The sequence below is a fragment of the Ramlibacter montanisoli genome (assembly GCF_013087525.1).
In the GTDB taxonomy this organism is placed as follows: domain Bacteria; phylum Pseudomonadota; class Gammaproteobacteria; order Burkholderiales; family Burkholderiaceae_C; genus Ramlibacter; species Ramlibacter montanisoli.
The window spans coordinates 3,181,060-3,201,473 of sequence record NZ_JABFCS010000001.1; the positions used below are offsets into that span (position 1 = coordinate 3,181,060).

A 20,414-nucleotide genomic window follows, 5' to 3' on the forward strand; every position below is an offset into this window, starting at 1 on the left:
TGAAGAAGATCTTCACGCGCGCTCCAGCACCGGCTGCAGCACCTTGCCGGTGTGCGTGCCCAGCCGCACCACGTCCTCCGGCGGCGCGGCCGCCACCACCTTGCCGCCGGCGGAGCCGCCGTCCGGCCCGAGGTCGATGATCCAGTCGGCTTCCGCGACGACGTCGAGGTCGTGCTCGATCACCACCACGCTGTGGCCGCCGTCCACCAGCCGGTGCAGCACGCGGATCAGCTTCTCCACGTCGGCCATGTGCAGGCCCACCGTGGGTTCGTCCAGCACGTACAGCGTGTGCGGCGCCTTCTGCCCGCGGCGCGTGATGTCGTCGCGCACCTTGGACAGTTCGGTCACCAGCTTGATCCGCTGCGCCTCGCCGCCCGACAGCGTGGGCGAGGGCTGGCCCAGCGTCAGGTAGCCCAGGCCGACGTCGCGCAGCAGCTGCAGCGGGTGGCTGATGTTCTGCATGGTGGCGAAGAACTCCACCGCCTCGTCCACCTCCATCTGCAGCACGTCGCCGATGCTCTTGCCGCGCCAGGTGACCGCCAGGGTCTCCGGGTTGAAGCGCGCGCCGCGGCAGGCCTCGCAGGGCACCTTCACGTCCGGCAGGAAGCTCATGCCGATGGTGCGCATGCCCTGCCCTTCGCACAGCGGGCAACGGCCCTCGCCGGTGTTGAAGGAGAAGCGGCCCGGCCCGTAGTAGCGCGCGCGCGCGCCTCCAGCGTGTCCGCGAACAGCTTGCGGATGGTGTCCCAGAAGCCGATGTAGGTGGCGGGGCAGGAGCGCGGCGTCTTGCCGATCGGCGTCTGGTCCACTTCCAGCACGCGGTCGATCGTCTCGTAGCCGGCCAGCGACTTGCAGCCCACCCACTTCGGCCGCTTGCCGGCCGCGTCGGCGTCGCGTCCCGCCTTGGTGGAGCGCTGCTGCACCACCGCCTGCACGTTGTGCAGCAGAACGTCGCGGGCGAGCGTGGATTTGCCGGAGCCCGACACGCCGGTGACCACCACCAGCCGGCGCAGCGGCACGTCCACGTCCACGTCGTCGAGGTTGTGCAGGTCGGCGCCCTTCAGGCGCAGGAAGCCGGTGGCCGCGCCCGTGTGGTCGGCCGGCAGCGCGGACGCCATCTGCGCCAGCAGCGAGCGCGGCTTCTTCTTCGCCTTGGTGACCGCCGCCGCCGATTCCGCCACCGGGATGCCCACCGGCTCGCGATCGTGCATGGCATCGATCAGGCGGCGCGGCTTCACCGGGTGCTTCATCGCGTGCAGCAGGTAGCGGCCGGTGAGCGACTCGCCGACCTGCGTCACTTGGTCCGCCGTGCCCTGGGCGACGACGCGGCCGCCGCGCTTGCCCGCGCTGGGACCGATGTCGATGATGTGGTCGGCGCGGCGGATGGTGTCCTCGTCGTGCTCCACCACCACCAGCGTGTTGCCCTTGTCGCCCAGCTTGTGCAGCGCGTCCAGCAGGATCTGGTTGTCGCGCGCATGCAGGCCGATGGTCGGCTCGTCCAGCACGTAGCACACGCCCTGCAGGTTGGAGCCGAGCTGCGCGGCCAGCCGGATGCGCTGCGCCTCGCCGCCCGACAGGGTCGGTGCGCCGCGGTCCAGCGTCAGGTAGCCCAGGCCCACCTCCTCCAGGAACTCCAGGCGCGACTTGATCTCGGGGATCAGGTCGCGCGCGATCCCCTGTTCGCGCACGGTCAGCACGTCGCGCACTTGCAGGCTCTCCACCCACCGGCGCACGTCGCGCACCGAGAGCGCGGCGATGTCGGCGATGCCGGTCTGGTCGAAGCGCACCGCGCGCGCCTGCGCGTTCAGGCGCGAGGCGCGGCAGGTGGGGCAGGCCTCGTCCGACACGTCCTCCACCTCGGGTTCGGCGAAGGTCCGCTCGCGGCCCTTGTCCTCGTCGCTGGCCACCGTGTCGTCGAAGGCGCGGCGCTGGTCGCGCGTCAGCTTCACGCCGGTGCCCACGCAGTCCGGGCACCAGCCGTGCTTGCTGTTGTAGGAGAACAGGCGCGGGTCGAGCTCCGGGTAGCTGGTCGCGCACACCGGGCAGGCGCGCAGCGTGGAGAACACCTCCAGCTTGCCGATGCCCGCGTGCGTGGCCTGCCCGGCGCTGAAGGCCGTGCGCAGCCCGTCCAGCGGGGCGAGCACGTGCACCACGCCCTTGCCGTGCTCCAGGGCCAGCGTGAGCTTCTCGCGCAGCAGCGCCTCGTTGGCCGGCGTGACGTCGAGGTCGCACACACCGGCAGCTCGATGGTGTGCTCCTTGAAGCGGTCGATGCGCGGGAAGCCGGTGGTGGGCAGGAAGTTGCCGTCCACGCGCAGGTGCGTGTAGCCGCGCGGCCGCGCCCAGTCGGCCAGCTCCGTGTACACGCCCTTGCGGTTGACCACCAGCGGCGCCAGCAGGCCCACGTGCTGGCCGCGGTAGCTTCATGACCTGCGCGACGATGCTGTCGGGCGTCTGCGGCCGCACCTCGGCGCCGTCGTTGACGCAGTGCTGCACGCCCAGCTTCACGTACAGCAGGCGCAGGAAGTGCCAGACCTCGGTGGTGGTGCCGACCGTGGACTTGCGGCCGCCGCGCGAGAGGCGCTGCTCGATCGCCACCGTCGGCGGGATGCCATACACCGCGTCCACCTCCGGCCGGCCCGCCGGCTGCACGATGGAGCGCGCATAGGCGTTGAGCGACTCGAGGTAGCGCCGCTGGCCCTCGTTGAACAGGATGTCGAAGGCCAGCGTCGACTTGCCCGAGCCCGACACCCCGGTGATCACGCTGAACTTGTTGTGCGGGATGTCGACGCTGAGGCTCTTGAGGTTGTGCTCCTTGGCGTTGACGATCTGGATGGCGTGCGGCCGCTCGGCGTTGCGCGCCGTGCGCGCGGCGTAGTCGGCCGCGGTCTTCTCGCTCACGGCCAGGCCTTCGATGCCCAGGGTCGCGTCGTAGTCGCGCAGCGCCTTCGCCGTGTGCGAAGTGGCATGCAGCTTCACTTCCTCGGGCGGCCCTTCGGCCACCAGCAGGCCGCCGCCGTCGCCGCCTTCCGGCCCCAGGTCCACCAGCCAGTCGGCCGCGCGGATCACGTCCAGGTTGTGCTCGATCACGACCAGCGAGTTGCCGCCTTCGAGCAGCTTGCGCAGCGCGCGCATCAGCTTGGCGATGTCGTCGAAGTGCAGGCCCGTGGTGGGCTCGTCGAACATGAACAGCGTGCCCTTCTTCGCCACGCCCTGGCGGGTGTGGGTGGAGGAGCGCGCGGCCTCCGCGAGGAAACCCGCGAGCTTGAGGCGCTGCGACTCGCCGCCGGAGAGCGTCGGCACCGGCTGCCCCAGCTTCACGTATTCCAGGCCCACGTCGATGATCGGCTGCAGCGAGCGGATCACGTCGCGGTCGTTGGCAAACAGCGCGGCGGCTTCGCTCACCGTCAGGTCCAGCACGTCGGCCACGTTCAGCACGCGCGGCGCCACGGCACCCACCGGCTGGCGCTCGATGGTCACCTCCAGGATCTCCGGCCGGTAGCGCTTGCCGTCGCAGTCCGGGCAGCGCAGGTACACGTCCGACAGGAACTGCATCTCGACGTGCTCGTAGCCCGAGCCGCCGCAGGTCGGGCAGCGGCCGTCGCCCGAGTTGAAGCTGAACTTGGCGGCGGTGTAGCCGCGCTGCCTGGCCAGCGGCGAGGTGGCGAAGATCTCGCGCACGCAATCCCAGGCACCGACGTAGCTGACCGGGTTGGAGCGCGCCGTCTTGCCGATCGGCGACTGGTCCACGAACACCACGTCGGACAGGTGGTCCGCGCCCAGCACGCGGTCGTGCGCACCCGGTGTCTCGGTGGCGCGGCCGAAGTGCCGCAGCAGCGCGGGCGCCAGGATGTCCTGCACCAGGCTGGACTTGCCGGAGCCCGAGACGCCGGTGACGACCACCAGCCGCTGCAGCGGGAACTCCACCGCCAGGTCCCGCAGGTTGTGCTCGCGCGCGCCCTCGACCACCAGCCGCGGCGTGGCCTCGGTGACCGCGCGCTTGAAGCCCATGCCCACGTGCTTGCGCGCACCGAGATAGGCGCCCGTGAGCGTGTCCGCGTGGCGCAGGTCCGCGGTGGTGCCGTCGAACACGATCTGCCCGCCGCGCTCGCCCGGCCCCGGGCCCATGTCGATGATGCGGTCGGCGGAGACCATCACCGCCGGATCGTGCTCCACGACGACCAGCGTGTTGCCGGCGTCGCGCAGGCGGTGCATGGCCTGCACGATGCGGTTCATGTCGCGCGGGTGCAGGCCGATGCTGGGCTCGTCGAGCACGAACAGCGTGTTCACCAGCGAGGTGCCCAGCGCCGTGGTCAGGTTGATCCGCTGCACCTCGCCGCCCGAGAGCGTGCGGCTCTGCCGGTCCAGCGTGAGGTAGCCTATGCCCACGTCCACCAGGTACTTCAGGCGGGTGTTGATCTCCTCGAACAGCAGCTTGAGCGCCTGCAGTTCGCCGCCGCCGGCATGCGCTTCGGCTTCCGGCTCCACCTGGTCGAAGAAGCGGCGCAGCCTGTCGATCGGCAGGATCATCAGGTCGTGCAGCGACAGGCCGGGCAGCGCTTCCAGCTGCGCGCGCGTCCACTGCACGCCCACCGGCAGGAAGCGGCGTGCCGGTTCCAGCACCGCATCCGCATCCGCCTTGCTGCCCAGGCGCCACAGCAGCGACTCGGTCTTCAGGCGCGCGCCGCCGCAGGCCTCGCACGGGGTGTAGCTGCGGTACTTGGACAAGAGCACCCGGATGTGCATCTTGTAGGCCTTGCTCTCCAGGTACTGGAAGAAGCGCTTCACGCCGTACCACTGGCGGTTCCAGTTGCCCTCGCGGTAGTTGGGCGCGCCGTGGAGCACCCAGTTTTTCTGCTCGGTGGTCAGCTTGTACCAGGGCGTGTCGCGCGGGATGCCGGCCGCTTCGGCGTGCCGCATCATGTCGTCCTGCGACTCGGACCAGGCCGGCGTCTGGAAGGTCTTGATCGCGCCCGCGCGCAGCGTGAGCTTGTCGTTCGGGATGACCAGGCCGTAGTCCACGCCGATCACGCGGCCGAAGCCGCGGCAGGTCTCGCACGCGCCCACCGGCGAGTTGAAGGAGAACATCGAGGGCACCGGGTCGCCGTAGCGGATGTCGCTCTCGGGGCAGTGCAGGCCGGTGGAGAACTTCCAGACCTCCTTCGCCTCCTCGTCGCCCGCATACACCGCCAGCCGCCCGGTGCCGCGCTTGAGCGCCACCTCGATCGCCTCGATCGCGCGCGCCTTCTCCACGCCCTGGATGCGGAAGCGGTCGGCGACCACGTCCAGCACCTTGCGCGGCCCGGTGGGCGTGGCGACCTCGCGTTCCGCCTGCACGCGCGTGAAGCCGCTGGCCGCCAGCCACTGCTCCACTTCCTCGGGCGTGGTGCCGCCGGGGAGTTCCACCGGGAAGGTCACGACCAGCCGCGGGTCACCGGCGCGCGTGCGCTCCATCAACTGCTCGTAGATGGTTTCCGGCGAGTCGTGTCGCACCTGCAGGGCGGTCTGGCGGTCGAACAGCTGCGCGGCACGCGCGAACAACAGCTTCAGGTGGTCGTTCAGCTCGGTCATCGTCCCGACCGTCGAACGCGAGGAGCGCACCGGGTTGGTCTGGTCGATCGCGATCGCGGGCGGCACGCCTTCCACGCGGTCCACCGCGGGCTTGTCCATGCGTTCCAGGAACTGGCGGGCGTAGGCCGAGAAGGTCTCGACGTAGCGGCGCTGGCCTTCCGCGTAAAGCGTGTCGAACACCAGGCTCGATTTGCCGGAGCCGCTGGGGCCGGTCACCACCGTCAGTTCACCGGTGCGCAGGTCGAGGTCGAGATTCTTGAGGTTGTGTTGTCTGGCGCCGCGGATGCGGATCGATCCCTGGGACATGGAGGCCTTCTGCAAGCAAGGCCCGACATTCTAGGGAGGGGGTGGAGTCCCTGCCGCCCGGCTGCACCATGCCCCTGTCCTACCACGGCCATCAACCTTGTCCTACAAAAACAGCTCAGCCGCAGAACCTATCGTGCCCTTCCCGCCCCACTCCGGACCGCCTATGGCCTCGTGGCAGCAATGGCTGCACAGCTCGCCCTTCGAATGGGAGTTCCGCCCCGTGCAGGCCGGCGTCGAAGCGGTGCGGCAGCAGCTGCTGTCCGTGCTGGACGACTGCGAAGGTTTCGAGTGCGATCGCCTGCGCTGGCGGCTGCACACCGCCGAATGCGCACAGGAACTGTGGCTTCTGCGGGACGCCGTCTACCAGGTGGTGGCCAGCCAGCACTGCCAGACGCAGGCCGCGGAGCGGATCAACGGTGTGGTTCCGGCGTTCCAGCGGATCCTGCCGGCGAGAGTGTTGCACCGCGTGTAATTCTTACGATTCCGCGGCCCGCCGCCTGTAGCTTTACCGCCCAGCTCCTCTTACACTTGGTCACGTTGGGGGCCGAGCACGGCCAGAGGAGACGGACCATGAAGAAGTGCATCGTTGCGGCGCTGGCCGCTCTGGCGCCTGCGCTGGCGCTGTCGCAGATCCTGATCGGTCAGACCGCCGGCTTTTCGGGGGTGGTCGCGGCCGGCGTCAAGGAAACCACCGAAGGCGCCAAGCTCTGGATCGACCACATCAACGCCAAGGGCGGGGTGCACGGCCAGAAGATCGAGCTGGTGCAGATGGACGACAAGTTCGACCCGCCCATCGCCAAGGCCAACGCCAAGGTGCTGATCGAGGAGAAGAACGTCCTGGCGATGTTCCTCAACCGCGGCACGCCGCACACCGAAGCCATCATCCCGCTGCTGGAAGCCAACGGCGTCGCCCTGGTCGCGCCGTCCACCGGCGCGATGGTGCTGCACTCCCCGGTGCGCAAGCAGATCTTCAACGTGCGCGCGACCTACCAGCGCGAAGCGGAAAAGGCCATCGCCCACCTGCACACCATGGGCATGACGCGCATCGCCGTCGTGCACGCGGACGACTCCTTCGGCCTCGACGGCCTGGAAGGCGCCAACAAGGGCTTCAAGAAGGCCGGCTTCCAGCCGGTGGCGGTGATCAAGGCGGATCGCCAGAAGCCCGACTACAAGTCGATCGTGCCCGCGATCACCGGCAAGGACTCGCAGGCCATCCTGTGGATCGCCTCCGGCAACGCGGTGGCCGAGGGCGTGAAGGCGCTGCGCGCGACGAAGTCCGCGGCCCAGGTGGTCACCCTGTCCAACAATGCTTCCGGCGGCTTCATCAAGAGCCTGGGCGAGCACTCGCGCGGCGTCGTGGTGACGCAGGTATTCCCCTACGAGCGCTCCTTCGCCTACGGCTTCATCAAGGAAGCCATGGTCCACGCCAAGGAGAAGAAGGTGGAACTGAGCCCGGCGATGCTGGAGGGCTACACGGCCGCCAAGGTCCTGGTCGAGGGCCTGCGCCGCGCCGGCCCGAATCCCACGCGCGCCAAGCTGATCGCCGCGCTCGAGGGCATCCGCAATTTCGACCTCGGCGGCCTGGAAGTGAGCTACGGCCCGGAGGACCACACCGGCCTGGACTTCGCCGACCTCTCCATCATCGGCCTGGACGGCAAGTTCAAGCGCTGATCGCGGCGCAGGGCAGGTAGATCTCCACGGCGGGGCCGGCCGGCACGATGCGGCCGGCCATGGCCTCGATGCGGCCGCGCGCCGACTCCAGCCGCGGGTCGCCCACGGGGAACACGCAGCCGGCATTGCCGGATGCGCAGCTGCCGCTGATGCGCACCGTGATCTCGCCCTCGCGCTGGCCTGTTTCCACCGCCAGCCGCGCGCCGGTGGTGCCGCAGGACTGGCAGCCCTGCTCGAAGGCCTGCAGCAGTCCCATCAGCACTTCGGTCAGGTGGTCGGGAACGCCGCGGCAGGCGGGCAGCCCTGGCTGCAGGCGCAGGTCGATCGGCGTGCCGTGGAAACGGCGGTCGAAGTACAGGAAATCGCACACCGACTGCACGAGCGCGTTGATGTCCAGCTCCTCGGGCGTGTCGCGGCCGGCGCTGGCGAAGTCGTTGATGCGGCGCGTCATGTTCGCGATGCGCGCGGTCTGCTCCACGATCATGCGCGGGAACTCGGGGTTGAGGTCGGCCGGCTCGCGCCACTGCCCGATCTCCTCGGCCAGCCCGGAGATGATGGCCAGCGGGTTGCCCACCTCGTGCGAGATGTTGGCCGCCATAGCGCCCATGGTGGCCATCTTGTCGCGGTGCCACTCCTGTTCGCGCAGCGCGGCCTGCTCGCGCAGGCGCGCGTCGCGGTCGATCATGCCCTGGCCGCGGCGCACCAGCAGCAGCAGTGCCGCGTAGGTCAGCACCAGCAGGCCGATGATGGTGAGGATGAAGCGGTTGGAAGCCGTTTCCACCGCCTCCTGGTTGCGCGCCGTCCCCTCGCCCATGCGTTCCTGGTTGCGCGCGCCCACCGCCGCCGTGCGCGCCGCCGCCGCATCCAGCTGCTGCAGCATGGGCGTGACGTCCGAATAGATCTCGAACACGCCTGCCAGCGCCCCGCCCGGCGCCGTGACCGGGATGTAGCTCTGGATCAGGTCGCGGTCGTGCACCACGCCCTCGAAGGCGCTGAACTGGTTGCGGTGCACCAGCTCGCTGGCCACCTTGCCCGCGGCGGCCGCCTTCCAGCCGGCGTTCTCCACCTTGTCCTCGCCGACCTGGGCGAGCTCGGACGAATACACCGTGAGGCCGCGCAGGTCGTAGACCTTGATCTTGAAGACGGCCGTGCCGCGCATCATGGACCGCACGGGTGGGTCGACCTGCGCGAAGGCGGGCAGCGCCATGATCCGCGCGTGCACCTTTTCGATGCAGGCTTTCTGCGCGTCCTGCACGGCGGGGCCCGGGCCCGCGCGTCCCTCCGTGGGGCGGCAGGGTTCGATGGCCACGGACTGCGCCTGCGACACCAGCGGCGCGAAGTGCGAGGCCCAGAGCGCGTTGGCGAACACGCGCGTCAGCGTGACATGCCCGGCCTCGTGCACCGACACGAGGTTGGCGCGCGCCGCGTCGCGCTGCTCCTGCAGCAGTTCGGCCTGCACCCTGGCGAAGAAAGCGGTCTGCTCGCGCTGCACCGCGTCGAAGTATTTCTCTTCGCCGCGCTGCAGGAAGAATAGCGCCGCCCCCAGCACGGCGAAGGCCGCCAGGCTCGTCAGGGTGAAATAGCGGGTGAGCTGGAAGCGCTGCGAGGCCACCAAACCAGTCTAGCCCGCCCCCGCCCGCCCAGCAATCGCCAAGGGGCGGGGCACTTGCGCCAGATCAGTGCTTGGCGCCGGAAGCGGGGGTGCTGCCGGCAGCGGGCGTGACGGCCTCGGTGCCGTGCTTCTCACCGCTCATGTCGACCTTGTCGCCGGCCTGGAAGATCACGAACAGCGAGATGGCGGCGAAGATGGCGAAGCCGACGGCGAGTTTCCACATGTGAGTCTCCTGGGGATCCGGGTTGCTTGGCAAAGGGCCCCCCCTTGGAAGGGCCCTTCACCCAGCAGGCTGGATCAGTCGCGGGCGTAGATGTCCACGTCCTTGGTTTCCTTGATGAAGATCGTGCCGATCACGACGGTCGCGCCGGCGATGATGATCGGGTACCAGAGGCCGTTGTACATGTTGCCGGTCTGGGCCACGATGGCGAAGGCGGTGGTGGGCAGCAGGCCGCCGAACCAGCCGTTGCCGATGTGGTACGGCAGGCTCATGGAGGTGTAGCGGATGCGGGTGGGGAACAGTTCCACCAGCATGGCCGCGATCGGGCCGTACACCATGGTCACCAGGATCACCAGGTACACCAGGATGGCGATCACCATCAGCTTGTTCATCTTGGCGGGATCGGCCTTGGCGGGGTAGCCGGCGGCGCGCAGGCCATCGGTCACTTCCTTCTTGAAGGCGGCGATCTTCTTCGTGCTGTCCTCGTCGAACTTGCTGTTGGCGACCACGGCGGTCGGGGCCACGATCACCTTGTCGCCGATGGTGATGGTCGCGGGCTTGCCGCGTTCGCCGACGGCGTTGTCGTAGCTCACCGAGTTCTGCGCCAGGTAGCGCTTGGCGATGTCGCAGGAGCTGAAGAAGTCGATCTCGCGCGCCACCGGGCTGCCCTGGAAGGAGCACTGCGCGGAGTCGGCGGTCACCACCACCTTGGCGTTGGCTTGCGCGGCGGCCAGGTCGGGGTTGGCGGCCTTGGTCAGCGCGCCGAACACCGGGAAGTAGGTCAGCGCGGCCAGCAGGCAGCCCGCCATGATGATCGGCTTGCGGCCGATCTTGTCGGAGAGCGCGCCGAACACGATGAAGAAGGGCGTGCCGATCACCAGGGCGGCGGCGATCATCAGGTTGGCGGTGGCGTTGTCCACGCGCAGGGACTGCGTCAGGAAGAACAGCGCGTAGAACTGGCCCGAGTACCAGACCACGGCCTGGCCGGCGGTCAGGCCGACCAGCGCCAGGATCACGATCTTCAGGTTCTTCCACTGGCCGAAGGACTCGGTGAGCGGCGCCTTGGAGGTCTTGCCCTCGGCCTTCATCTTCTGGAAGGCGGGGGATTCGTTCATGGACAGGCGGATCCACACCGAGATGCCGAGCAGCAGCACGGACAGCAGGAAGGGAATGCGCCAGCCCCAGTCACCGAAGGCCTGCTCGCCCATGGCGGTGCGCGTGCCCAGGATGACGATCAGCGACAGGAACAGGCCCAGCGTCGCGGTGGTCTGGATCCAGGCGGTGTAGGCACCACGCTTGCCGTGCGGTGCGTGCTCGGCGACGTAGGTCGCGGCCCCGCCGTACTCGCCGCCGAGGGCCAGGCCCTGCAGCATGCGCAGCGCGATCAGGATCACGGGGGCGGCGACACCGATGCTGGCGTAGCTGGGGAGCAGGCCGACGATGAAGGTCGACAGGCCCATGATCAGGATGGTGACCAGGAAGGTGTACTTGCGGCCGATCATGTCGCCCAGGCGGCCGAACACGATGGCGCCGAAGGGACGCACCAGGAAGCCGGCGGCGAACGCGAGCAGCGCGAAGATGAAGGCGGCGCTGGGATCCAGGCCGGAGAAGAACTGCTTGGCGATGATCGCGGCGAGCGAGCCGTACAGATAGAAGTCGTACCACTCGAACACGGTGCCGAGGGAAGAGGCGAAGATCACCTTCTTCTCTTCCGCCGTCATCGGGCGGTTGGCGGCTGCGGGAAGGACTGCGGCCATGTCTTGTCTCCTGGGGTCGGGGGTGAATGAGCGGCGGATTCTTTGGGCACGCTCTGACCCTGCTCTGACGCGTAGCCAACGTTGACTTGCGTCAAACTTGCGGCGGCCTGACCGTTTCAGGTGAAACCCGCGCAGTTGGTTTCACGATGCGGATTCCAGCGCGTCCTTGGCCCCGATCGCGCGGGTTAACCCGCGCCCGGCGTGCAAGGGAATCTCCTCGGTGTTTTCCCGTAGTCAGGAGCGCGTCTTGCCCGCCGGCACGCCGGCAGCGGCTTCCCAGGCCCCCGAAGCGAACCAGGCGTGGCCTTCGAGGTACTCCCGCAGCATCGGCAGCCCGTCGAAGCCCCAGAACAGCCTGCCGTCCACCTCCATCGTCGGCACGCCGAACAGGCCGCGGGCGATGGCGGCATCGGTGTTGGCCTTGAGTTCGGCCTTCACTTCGGCGCTGTCGGGATCGCGCTGCGGCTGCAGCTCGGCGCGCAGCTGCGCGAGGCGCTGCGCATCGGCGGCATCGGCCCCGCCGCGCCACACGTGGCGGAACACGCTCTCGGCCACGTAGCGGTTCACGCGCCCTTCGCTGCCGCAGGCCAGCGCGAGCCGCAAGGCACCCAGCGGGTTGAAAGGGTGCGCCGCCGGCATCTGCAGCGGGATGCCGTGCGCGTGCGCCAGCCACAGCACCTGGCGGTAGGTCCAGTCCCGCTTGGGGGCGATCTCCGCCGGACCCAGCTGCCCGTGGTGCTTGAGGAAGCCGGCGAACAGCACGGGCCGGTACTCGACCTCGTAGCCCAGGCCCTTGAGCGCCTCGGGCAGCTTCTCGAACGCGAGGTAGGCGTAGGGCGAGATGAAGTCGAACCAGAAGGTGATGTGCTTCATGCCCCTTGCGCCCTTTCGACCAGCAGCTTCCAAACCGCGCGCTTCTCCTCGTCGGAGGCCATGGCCCAGGAGGCGACCTCGTCCAGCGTGCGGAAGCAGCCTTCGCACAGCCCGCTGGACGCGTCCATGCGGCACACCGAGATGCACGGGGACGGCACGAAGCCGCCGGCTTCGAGTTCACGCGCGTGTTCCAGCAGCAGCTCGCGCGCCGAATTCATGCGGCGTCCTGCCGCACCACGTCGGCCACCGGCGCGCCGGTCAGCTTCTCCAGGTCCTGCGGCCGCAGCTTGAACACGCCGTGCGGATGGCCGGCCGCCGCCCAGATCTCCTCGAAGCGGAACAGCTCGCGGTCGATCAGGGTCACGGGCGCCTGCGCGTGCGCGATCGGCGACACGCCGCCGATGGAAAAGCCGGTCCTGGCCTTCACGAACTCGGCGTCCGCGCGGCCGGTCTTGCCGACGATGGCATCGACCTTCTTCTCGTCGACGCGGCGATCGCCCGAAGCGATCACCAGCACGGCGGCGTCGTCGGACTTGCGGCGGAAGATGATGCTCTTGGCGATCTGCCCGACCTGGATGCCCAGCGCGTCGGCCGCCTGCTGCGCGGTGCGCGCGGCGTCATCCAGCATGCGCGGCGCATGCGGATGGCCGGCATCCTGCAAGGCCCGCGCGACGCGCTGCACGCCTTCGGGAAGGGAGCTGAGTTCGGCGCCGCACATCGTCAGCCGGCGCGCTTGTTCAGGATCGCCGTCGCCGCCCGCGAGTTCGGCTTGCGGCCCAGGTAATCGCTGATGTACTTGCCGGCGTCGATCAGCTTGTCGAGGTCGATGCCGGTGTCGATCTCCATCCCGCGCAGCATGTACACGACGTCCTCCGTCGCCACGTTGCCCGTCGCGCCCTTGGCATAGGGGCAGCCGCCGAGGCCGGCCACCGAGGAGTCGTACTGCCAGATGCCCAGTTCCAGGCAGGCCATGGTGTTCACCAGCGCCTGGCCGTAGGTGTCGTGGAAGTGGCCCGAGAGGTCGTCGATCGCGTAGTGCCTGAGCGCCGCCTCCATCGCGGCCTGCACCTTGCGCGGCGTGCCGACGCCGATGGTGTCGGCCACGCCGCAGTGCTGCACGCCGATTTCCTTCATCAGCCGCGCGACCAGTTCCACGCCCTGCGGGTCCACCTCGCCCTGGTAGGGGCATCCCACCGCGACCGAGATCGCGCCGCGCACGAAGATGCCCTGGGCGCGCGCGGCCTGCACCACCGGCGCGAAGCGTTCCATGCTCTCGGCGATCGAGCAGTTGATGTTGCGCTGGCTGAAGGCCTCGCTGGCCGCGCCGAACACCACGATCTCGTCCGGCTTGCTCGCCACCGCGGCCTCGAAGCCCTTCATGTTGGGCGTCAGCACCGAGTAGCGCACGCCCGGCTTGCGGCGGATGCCAGCCATCACCTCCGCGTTGTCGGCCATCTGCGGCACCCACTTGGGCGACACGAAGCTGGTGACCTCGATCTCGGTCAGGCCGGCGTCCTGCAGGCGGTGCACCAGTTCGATCTTCACCGCGGCCGGCACCGGCTCCTTCTCGTTCTGCAGGCCGTCGCGCGGGCCCACGTCGACGAGCTTCACTTTGCTGGGGAATTTCATGGCTTCAGTATCCTTTGTCCCGGTCAACCACGCCGGCAATGGGTTCTCCGCGCTCCAGCGCGCGGATCTTGCGCGCGATCTGCGCGATGCTCTCGTCGCGCAGCGTGCGCGCCGAGGTGTGGGGCGTCACCACGACTTTCGGGTGCTGCCAGAAGGGGTGGCCGGCGGGCAGCGGCTCCTCGCGGAACACGTCCAGCACCGCGCCGGCCAGGTGGCCGCTGTCGAGCAAGGACAGCAGGTCCTCGTCGACCAGGTGCGCGCCGCGCGCGACGTTGATGACGAAGCCACCGGGCTGCAGCCGCGACAGCACTCGGCGGTCGAGGATGTTTTCGGTCTCGGGGGTCAGCGGCAGCAGGTTCACCAGCACGCGCGTGCCGGAAAGGAAGGCATCGAACTGCCCTTCGCCCGCGAAGCACTCCACCCCCGCGACCTCCTTGCCGGAGCGGCTCCAGCCACGCACCGGGAACTCGAAGGCCGCCAGCGCCTGCGCCACCCGCTGGCCCAGCACGCCCAGGCCCATCACGCCGACGGGGAAGCCGGCGCGCGAGCGCGGCTTGCGGAAGCTCCACTTGCCGGCCGCGGTATCGGCCTCGTAGCCGTCGAGCTCGCGGAACTGGCGGATCACGTAGTGGCAGACGAACTCCGCCATCTGCGCCGACATGCCGGCGTCGTCCAGCCGCACCAGCAGCGCGCCGGGCGGCAGGCGCAGCTTCATGAGCGCGTCGACGCCGGCGCCGATGTTGAAGATGCCCTTGAGCCCCGGCTGCTCGTCCAGGAACCGCTGCGGCGGCGCCCAGACCACCGCATGGTCCGCCTGCGGCGCGCCCGGTTGCCATTCGGCGACCTCCGCGCCGGGCAAGGCGGCGCGCAGGCCTTCCAGCCAGGGCGGGATCTTGGTGTCGGTGCAGCAGACGGTGAGGCGCATCGTCCTTATTGTGGAGGAGTCTTGACGCTGGGGCGCCGGGAGTGCGAAGCTGGGACGGCTGCATTTCCACCCAGACAGGAGACAACATGAAGCGCTTCCTCCCGCGCGGCCTCTGGCTCGCCCTTGCCTGGCTGCTGTTCGCCTTCCAGGCGATCGCTGCCGATTACCCGGCGCCCAGGCACGGCGTTTGGACGGTGAAGGACTTCCGCTTCCACACCGGGCAGGTGCTGCCCGAACTGAAGCTCGCGTACAGCACGGTCGGCGAGCCCACGGGCGAACCGGTGCTGGTGCTGCACGGCACCACCGGTTCCGCAGCTTCCATGCTGAACCCCAACTTCGCGGGCGAGCTGTTCGGCGCCGGCCAGCCGCTGGACGCGAGCAAGTACTTCATCATCCTGCCGGATGCGATCGGCACCGGCCGCTCCAGCAAGCCCTCCGACGGCCTGCGCATGGGTTTCCCCAAGTACAACTACGAGGACATGGTAGAGGCGCAGTACCGCCTGGTGCGCGAGCACCTGGGCGTCAAGCACCTGCGGCTGGTGATCGGCAATTCCATGGGCGGCATGCAGACCTGGATGTGGGCGCAGAAGTACCCGGGCTTCATGGACGTGGCGGTGCCGATGGCGTCGCTGCCCACCGGCATGTCGGGCCGCAACTGGATGCTGCGCCGGCTGCTGACCGAAGCGATCCGGCGCGACCCGGCCTGGAACAACGGCAACTACACGACCCAGCCGCCCAGCCTGCAGTTCGCCTCGGTGTTCTTCGCCACGGCCACCAACGGCGGCAACCACTCGTACATGCGCAACGGGCCGAACCGCGAGCGGGCCGACGCCGCGCTGGACGCGCGGCTGAAGGGCCCTTCAACGGCGATGCCAACGACCACCTGCTGCAGTGGGAATCGTCCGCCGACTACAACCCCTCGGGCGGCCTGGAGAAGATCACGGCGACGCTGCTGGCGATCAACTCCGCCGACGACGAGCGCAACCCGGTCGAACTCGGCATCCTGGACCGCGAGATCAAGCGCGTGAAGAACGGACGCGCCTACATGATCCCGGTGAGCGAGCAGACGCTGGGGCATGGCACGACGGCGAATGCGAGGTTCTGGAAGCAGGAGCTGGAAGCGGTGTTGAAGGCGGCGCCGCGGATCGGGATGTAGCTGGGGTTCGCTTCGCTCACCACCAGCCTACGAACGGATCTCCCCGTAGGCTGGCGGTGAGGCGCACGCCGAACCCCAGCGCATGTAGGTCGGGGTGAGCGGCGAAGCCCGAACCCCGACATTCTCAAGCCGCCAGCTTCAGCAGCTCCGCCCCCTCCGCCACCTGGTCCCCCGGCGCATACAGCACCTCCGCCACCGTCCGTCCGTCCGCCGGCGCGGCGATGGTGTGTTCCATCTTCATCGCCTCCATCACGGCCAGCGCCTGGCCCTTGCTCACCTTGTCGCCCGCCTTCACCGCGAAGGAAACCACCTTGCCCGGCATCGGCGCGGTGAGTCGGCCGCTCTCGGCGGCATGGTCGCCGGCATGCGCGAGCAGGTCGATCGCCACGATCTGCGCCGCGCCCGCGGCGGTGAACACGTGGTCCGTCTCGCCCAGCGTGTACACCACCGCGCGGGTGTGCTGGTTGCCGTAGCGCACCTCGATCGCCTCGCCCGCCACGCGGAAGGACAGCCGCGACGGCTGCCCCTCCACCGCCAGCAGCAGCGAGCCGTCGTGCAGCGTGGTGAGCTCCGCCTTGGTGTGGCGGCCGTGGAAATCGAATTCCAGCCGCCGCACGGCCGTGCCGTGCGAGCGCCAGGCATCGCGCCGGCTGAACGGATCGTCGCCCGCCTGCGCGCGTTCGTCGCTCAGCGTCTTGGCCACCGCAGGCCGCGGCGAGCTCGAAGCCCACCGGCTGCTGGTGGAACAGCACCGCCGCCTCCCGCTGGATCAGCGCCGTGTCCAGGTCCGCCTGCGCGAACGAGCGGCTCTTCACCACCTGGCGCAGGAACTGCACGTTGGTGCTCAGGCCCACGATGTGGGTCGCGGCCAGCGCCTCGTCCAGGCGGGCCAGCGCTTCCTCGCGCGTGGCGCCGTGCACGATCAGCTTGGCGATCATCGAGTCGTAGAAGGGCGAGATCGCATCGCCCTCGCGCACGCCGTCGTCCACCCGCACGCTCCCGCGCAGGAAGGCCGCGGCCGGCGGCTTGCGGTACACGTGCAGCGTGCCGGTGGCGGGCAGGAAGTTGTTGTCGGGGTTCTCGGCGCAGATCCGGGCCTCGATCGCGTGGCCGCGGATGCGCAGGTCCTCCTGGCGCAGCGGCAGCGGCTCGCCGGACGCCACGCGCAGCTGCCACTCGACCAGGTCGAGGCCGGTGATCGCTTCCGTCACCGGATGCTCCACCTGCAGGCGGGTGTTCATCTCCATGAAGAAGAAGTTCATCTCGCCATGGCGCTGCTCCACGATGAACTCCACGGTGCCGGCGCCGACGTAGCTCACCGCGCGTGCCGCCGCGACGGCGGCCTCGCCCATGCGGCGGCGCATCGCTTCGGTCATGCCCGGTGCCGGCGCTTCCTCCAGCACCTTCTGGTGGCGCCGCTGCACCGAGCAGTCGCGCTCGAACAGGTACACGTAGTTGCCCTGGGTGTCGCCGAACACCTGGATCTCGATGTGGCGCGGTCGGGTGACGTACTTCTCCACCAGCACGGCCTCGTCGCCGAAGCTGTTGCGCGCCTCGCGCTGGCACGAGGCCAGCGCCGCGGCGAAGTCCTCGGCCTGGTCCACCGCGCGCATGCCCTTGCCGCCGCCGCCGGCGCTGGCCTTGATCAGGACCGGGTAGCCGATGCGGTCGGCCTCGCGCTGCAGCAGCGCGGGATCCTGGTCGGCGCCGTGGTAGCCGGGCACCAGCGGCACGCCCGCCTTTTCCATCAGCTGCTTGGACTCCGCCTTCAGGCCCATGGCCTGGATGGCGGAAGCCGGCGGGCCGATGAACACCAGGCCCGCTTCCGCGCACGCGGCGGCGAAGCCTTCGTTCTCGCTCAGGAAGCCGTAGCCCGGATGGATCGCCTGTGCGCCCGTGGCCTTGGCCGCCTCGATGATCCGCTCCCAGCGCAGGTAGCTGTCCTTGGGCGCGCTGCCGCCGATGTGCACCGCCTCGTCGCAGGCCTGCACGTGCTTGGCGTGCGCGTCGGCGTCGGAATACACGGCGACCGTCTGGATCGCCATGCGGCGCGCCGTGGCCGCGACGCGGCAGGCGATTTCGCCGCGGTTGGCGATGAGAATTTTCCTGAACATCAACCCAGCTCCCGCGGCAAGGGCCGCCCCTTGAAGAACTCACCCAACCCGCGCACCACCGTGCGCAGGAACTTGAACAGCACCACGAGCAGGATCACCGCGAGCACGATGCTGATCACCAGCACCATCGCGAAGATCACCGGGTGCGTGGCCGACAGCCACAGCATGAACACCACCAGCCCGTCTTCCAGCAGCGACACGCCGATGTTCGAGAAGGGCTCGGGCGAGGTGTTCACCGCCGCCCGCGTGGTCATCTTGGTGGCGTGGCTGGTCGCGGCCAGGCTGCCGCCCAGCAGCGCCGCGATCCAGGTCATCGCCTGGCTGTCCGCACCCAGCGCGCCGGCCGCCAGCGCGGCGCCGGCCGGGATGCGGATCACCGTGTGCACCGCATCCCACATGGAATCCACCAGGGGGATCTTGTCGGCGAAGAACTCCGCGAACAGCATGAAGCCGCTGGCGAACAGCACGCCGGGATGCTGCAGCACCTGCAGGCCCGGCGGCAGCGGGATCCATCCGAGCCAGCCGGCCATGCCGGTCAGGAACACGGCGGCATAGAGCCGGAAGCCGCTCGCCCAGCCGAGCGCCGCCGCCAGCGCAACGAGCTGCGGCGTGTCGACCAGGTTGCCGAGCGATTCGAGCATCTCAGCTTCCCAGCAACCAGTTGGGCTTGCGCTTGCCCAGGAAGGACTGGATGCCTTCGCGGCCTTCGTCGCTGGCGCGGATGTCGGCGATGCCTTCCACCGTGCGGCGCACCAGTCCCGCGCTGATCTCGTGGCCGGCCACGTCGTGCAGCAGCTTCTTGCAGGCCTTCACGGCCTCGGGGCCGGCGTTCACCAGCGCCTGCGCGATGTCCGCGGTCTTCGCGTCCAGCTCCTCCGCCTTCACCACCTCGTGCACGAAGCCGATGCGCAGCGCCTCGGCAGCGCCGAAGCGCTCGGCGGTCAGGAAATAGCGGTGCGCGGCGCGCGCGCCCATGGCACGGATCACGTAGGGGCTGATGGTGGCGGGGATCAGGCCCAGCTTCACTTCGCTCAGGCAGAACTGCGCGCTGTCCACGGACACCGCCATGTCGCAGGCCGCCACCAGCCCCGGTGCCGCCGGCGTACACGTCGCCCTGCACCTTGGCGATGGTGGGCTTGGGGCAATGGAAGATCACTTCCAGCATGCGCGCGAGCTGCGAGGCGTCGGCCAGGTTCTCCTCGCGCGTGTAGCCCGCCATGCGCTTCATCCAGTTCAGGTCGGCGCCGGCGCAGAAGGCCGGCCCGTTGGCCGCCAGCACCACGCAGCGCACTTCCGCGCGCTTGCCGAGCTCGGCGAACACCGCCGTGAGTTCGGCGATGACCTCGTCGTTGAAGGCGTTGCGCACTTCGGGCCGGTTGAGCGTGACGGTCTCCACGCCGCGGTCGAACTGCAGTTCCAGGTGTTTCATCGGTACTTCCTAATAGCGCTTGGCGACTTCTTCCAGCATCACTTCGGTGGCGCCGCCGCCGATGGCCAGCACGCGCGCGTCGCGCCACAGCCGCTCGATGGCGGTCTCGCGGATGTAGCCCATGCCGCCATGGAACTGCTGGCAGGCCTGCACCACCTCGTTGACCAGCTCGCCCGTGAGCGCCTTGAGCATGGACACATCCTGCACGATCTCGTGCCCTTGCGTGACGCGCCAGGCGCAGTGGTACATGAACTGCCGGGCTGCGCGCGTCTTCGCGTCCAGCATCGACAGCCGCTGCCGGATCACCTGCTGGTCCCACAGCGGCCCGCCGAAGGCCTGCCTCTGCCGCACGTAGTCCAGCGTGAGCTTCAGGGCCTGCTGGCAGTGGCCCACGGCCATCGCGGCCAGGGCGATGCGCTCGGTCTGGAAGTTCTTCATCACCGAGTAGAAGCCCCTGCCTTCCTCGCCCAGCAGGTTGGCCGCGGGAATCCGCACGTTGTCGAACACCAGCTCCGCGGTGTCCGAGGACAGCCAGCCGGACTTCTTCAGGGCGCGCCCGACGCTGAAGCCCGGCGTGCCCTTCTCGACGATGAACATCGAGACCTCGCGCTTGCCCGGCCCGGATTTCGCGGCGACGAAGTACAGGTCCGCGTGCACGCCGTTGGTGATGAACATCTTGCTGCCGTTCAGCACCCAGTGATCGCCCTCGCGCCGCGCGCTCGTGCGGATGCCCGCCACGTCGGAGCCCGCGCCGGGCTCGGTGATCGCCACCGCGCAGATCTTCTCGCCCGCCGTCACCTGCCGCAGGTACCTGTCCTTCTGCGCCGCGCTGCCCGCATGGTGCAGGTGTGGCCCGGCCATGTCGGTGTGCACCAGCACGGTGATGATGAAGCCGGCAAAGGTGGACTGCGACAGGGCCTCGGCGAACACCACATTGGTGAGCGCGTCCGCGCCGCCGCCGCCGTAGGCCGGCTCGAACATCAGGCCGAGCATGCCGGCCGCGCCCATGCGGCGCAGCACCTCGCGCGGCACGAAGCCCTGCTCCTCCCACTGCTGCCCGTGCGGCTCGACCTCGCGGGCGATGAAGCGCGCCACCTGGTCGCGCAGCAGCTCGTGCTCGGGGGTGTCGTAGATCGAGGCGTTGCTCACCGC

14 protein-coding genes and 3 pseudogenes are annotated in these 20,414 nt (G+C 69.3%); 4 read left to right on the plus strand and 13 right to left on the minus strand.

The features are described 5' to 3' along the window. Positions 1 to 12: 12 nt before the first annotated feature. Positions 13 to 5,876 (minus strand): annotated as a pseudogene (gene uvrA, locus HK415_RS15690) (excinuclease ABC subunit UvrA). A 163-nt stretch (positions 5,877 to 6,039) separates the two neighbouring features. Between uvrA and HK415_RS15695 the strand changes: the two are divergent. Together HK415_RS15695 and HK415_RS15700 are read left to right on the plus strand one after the other, a co-directional pair. Continuing rightward, positions 6,040 to 6,348, plus strand: a complete 309-nt coding sequence (locus tag HK415_RS15695; protein ID WP_171561005.1) for a hypothetical protein — start codon at positions 6,040 to 6,042, stop codon at positions 6,346 to 6,348. 98 nt (positions 6,349 to 6,446) lie between these two features. Continuing rightward, positions 6,447 to 7,547, plus strand: a complete 1,101-nt coding sequence (locus HK415_RS15700) for an ABC transporter substrate-binding protein (RefSeq protein WP_171561006.1) — start codon at positions 6,447 to 6,449, stop codon at positions 7,545 to 7,547. Here HK415_RS15700 and HK415_RS26465 read toward each other — a convergent pair. The 8 genes from HK415_RS26465 to HK415_RS15740 form a co-directional block, all read right to left on the minus strand. Continuing rightward, positions 7,537 to 9,159, minus strand: a complete 1,623-nt coding sequence (locus HK415_RS26465; protein WP_171561007.1) for a sensor histidine kinase — start codon at positions 9,157 to 9,159, stop codon at positions 7,537 to 7,539. The genes HK415_RS15700 and HK415_RS26465 overlap by 11 nt on opposite strands. 64 nt (positions 9,160 to 9,223) lie before the next feature. Then, positions 9,224 to 9,382, minus strand: a complete 159-nt coding sequence (locus HK415_RS15710) for a hypothetical protein (RefSeq protein WP_171561008.1) — start codon at positions 9,380 to 9,382, stop codon at positions 9,224 to 9,226. Positions 9,383 to 9,456: 74 nt separating this feature from the next. After that, a complete protein-coding gene (locus HK415_RS15715) occupies positions 9,457 to 11,136 on the minus strand; it encodes an MFS transporter (protein ID WP_253261907.1) in 1,680 nt (559 codons plus the stop codon). 234 nt (positions 11,137 to 11,370) lie between these two features. Next, positions 11,371 to 12,009, minus strand: a complete 639-nt coding sequence (locus HK415_RS15720) for a 2-hydroxychromene-2-carboxylate isomerase (RefSeq protein WP_171561009.1) — start codon at positions 12,007 to 12,009, stop codon at positions 11,371 to 11,373. After that, positions 12,006 to 12,227, minus strand: a complete 222-nt coding sequence (locus HK415_RS15725; RefSeq protein ID WP_171561010.1) for a DUF1289 domain-containing protein — start codon at positions 12,225 to 12,227, stop codon at positions 12,006 to 12,008. The genes HK415_RS15720 and HK415_RS15725 overlap by 4 nt, the downstream gene beginning before the upstream one ends. Further along, a complete protein-coding gene (locus HK415_RS15730; protein WP_171561011.1) occupies positions 12,224 to 12,727 on the minus strand; it encodes a YbaK/EbsC family protein in 504 nt (167 codons plus the stop codon). The genes HK415_RS15725 and HK415_RS15730 overlap by 4 nt, the downstream gene beginning before the upstream one ends. A 2-nt stretch (positions 12,728 to 12,729) precedes the next feature. Then, entirely contained in the window at positions 12,730 to 13,638 is a 909-nt protein-coding gene (locus HK415_RS15735) for a hydroxymethylglutaryl-CoA lyase (protein ID WP_171561012.1), read from the minus strand. Positions 13,639 to 13,642: 4 nt separating this feature from the next. Further along, positions 13,643 to 14,563: a 2-hydroxyacid dehydrogenase gene (locus tag HK415_RS15740; RefSeq protein ID WP_171561013.1), complete on the minus strand. Its 921-nt coding sequence runs from the start codon at positions 14,561 to 14,563 to the stop codon at positions 13,643 to 13,645. 86 nt (positions 14,564 to 14,649) lie between these two features. Between HK415_RS15740 and HK415_RS15745 the strand changes: the two genes are divergently transcribed. Both HK415_RS15745 and HK415_RS25925 read left to right on the plus strand, forming a co-directional pair. Then, complete coding sequence (locus tag HK415_RS15745; RefSeq protein WP_253261908.1) at positions 14,650 to 15,591, plus strand: alpha/beta fold hydrolase; 942 nt, start codon at positions 14,650 to 14,652, stop codon at positions 15,589 to 15,591. Beyond that, positions 15,588 to 15,719 (plus strand): hypothetical protein, encoded by a 132-nt coding sequence (locus tag HK415_RS25925; RefSeq protein WP_256373057.1) that lies wholly within the window; start codon positions 15,588 to 15,590, stop codon positions 15,717 to 15,719. Before HK415_RS15745 ends, HK415_RS25925 begins: the two co-directional genes overlap by 4 nt. A 124-nt stretch (positions 15,720 to 15,843) precedes the next feature. Here the strand turns inward: HK415_RS25925 and HK415_RS15750 are convergent. From HK415_RS15750 to HK415_RS15765, 4 genes and pseudogenes are all read right to left on the minus strand, one after another. After that, a pseudogene (locus HK415_RS15750) lies at positions 15,844 to 17,833 on the minus strand (acetyl/propionyl/methylcrotonyl-CoA carboxylase subunit alpha). Then, positions 17,833 to 18,474: a DUF4126 domain-containing protein gene (locus tag HK415_RS15755; RefSeq protein WP_171561014.1), complete on the minus strand. Its 642-nt coding sequence runs from the start codon at positions 18,472 to 18,474 to the stop codon at positions 17,833 to 17,835. The pseudogene HK415_RS15750 and the gene HK415_RS15755 overlap by 1 nt, the downstream one beginning before the upstream one ends. A gap of 1 nt (position 18,475) precedes the next feature. Then, positions 18,476 to 19,262: pseudogene (locus tag HK415_RS15760) on the minus strand (enoyl-CoA hydratase/isomerase family protein). A gap of 9 nt (positions 19,263 to 19,271) precedes the next feature. Further along, entirely contained in the window at positions 19,272 to 20,411 is a 1,140-nt protein-coding gene (locus tag HK415_RS15765) for an acyl-CoA dehydrogenase family protein (protein ID WP_171561015.1), read from the minus strand. Between the last annotated feature and the right edge of the window lie 3 nt (positions 20,412 to 20,414).

Bases quoted from the DNA above. Each gene is read 5' to 3' on its own strand.
- HK415_RS15720 (WP_171561009.1), bottom strand. From the start codon at position 12,009: ATGAAGCACATCACCTTCTGGTTCGACTTCATCTCGCCCTACGCCTAC.
- HK415_RS15730 (WP_171561011.1), bottom strand. From the start codon at position 12,727: ATGTGCGGCGCCGAACTCAGCTCCCTTCCCGAAGGCGTGCAGCGCGTC.
- HK415_RS15710 (WP_171561008.1), bottom strand. From the start codon at position 9,382: ATGTGGAAACTCGCCGTCGGCTTCGCCATCTTCGCCGCCATCTCGCTG.
- HK415_RS15725 (WP_171561010.1), bottom strand. From the start codon at position 12,227: ATGAATTCGGCGCGCGAGCTGCTGCTGGAACACGCGCGTGAACTCGAA.
- HK415_RS15715 (WP_253261907.1), bottom strand. From the start codon at position 11,136: ATGGCCGCAGTCCTTCCCGCAGCCGCCAACCGCCCGATGACGGCGGAA.
- HK415_RS15695 (WP_171561005.1), top strand. From the start codon at position 6,040: ATGGCCTCGTGGCAGCAATGGCTGCACAGCTCGCCCTTCGAATGGGAG.
- HK415_RS15740 (WP_171561013.1), bottom strand. From the start codon at position 14,563: ATGCGCCTCACCGTCTGCTGCACCGACACCAAGATCCCGCCCTGGCTG.
- HK415_RS15700 (WP_171561006.1), top strand. From the start codon at position 6,447: ATGAAGAAGTGCATCGTTGCGGCGCTGGCCGCTCTGGCGCCTGCGCTG.
- HK415_RS15745 (WP_253261908.1), top strand. From the start codon at position 14,650: ATGAAGCGCTTCCTCCCGCGCGGCCTCTGGCTCGCCCTTGCCTGGCTG.
- HK415_RS15735 (WP_171561012.1), bottom strand. From the start codon at position 13,638: ATGAAATTCCCCAGCAAAGTGAAGCTCGTCGACGTGGGCCCGCGCGAC.
- HK415_RS15755 (WP_171561014.1), bottom strand. From the start codon at position 18,474: ATGCTCGAATCGCTCGGCAACCTGGTCGACACGCCGCAGCTCGTTGCG.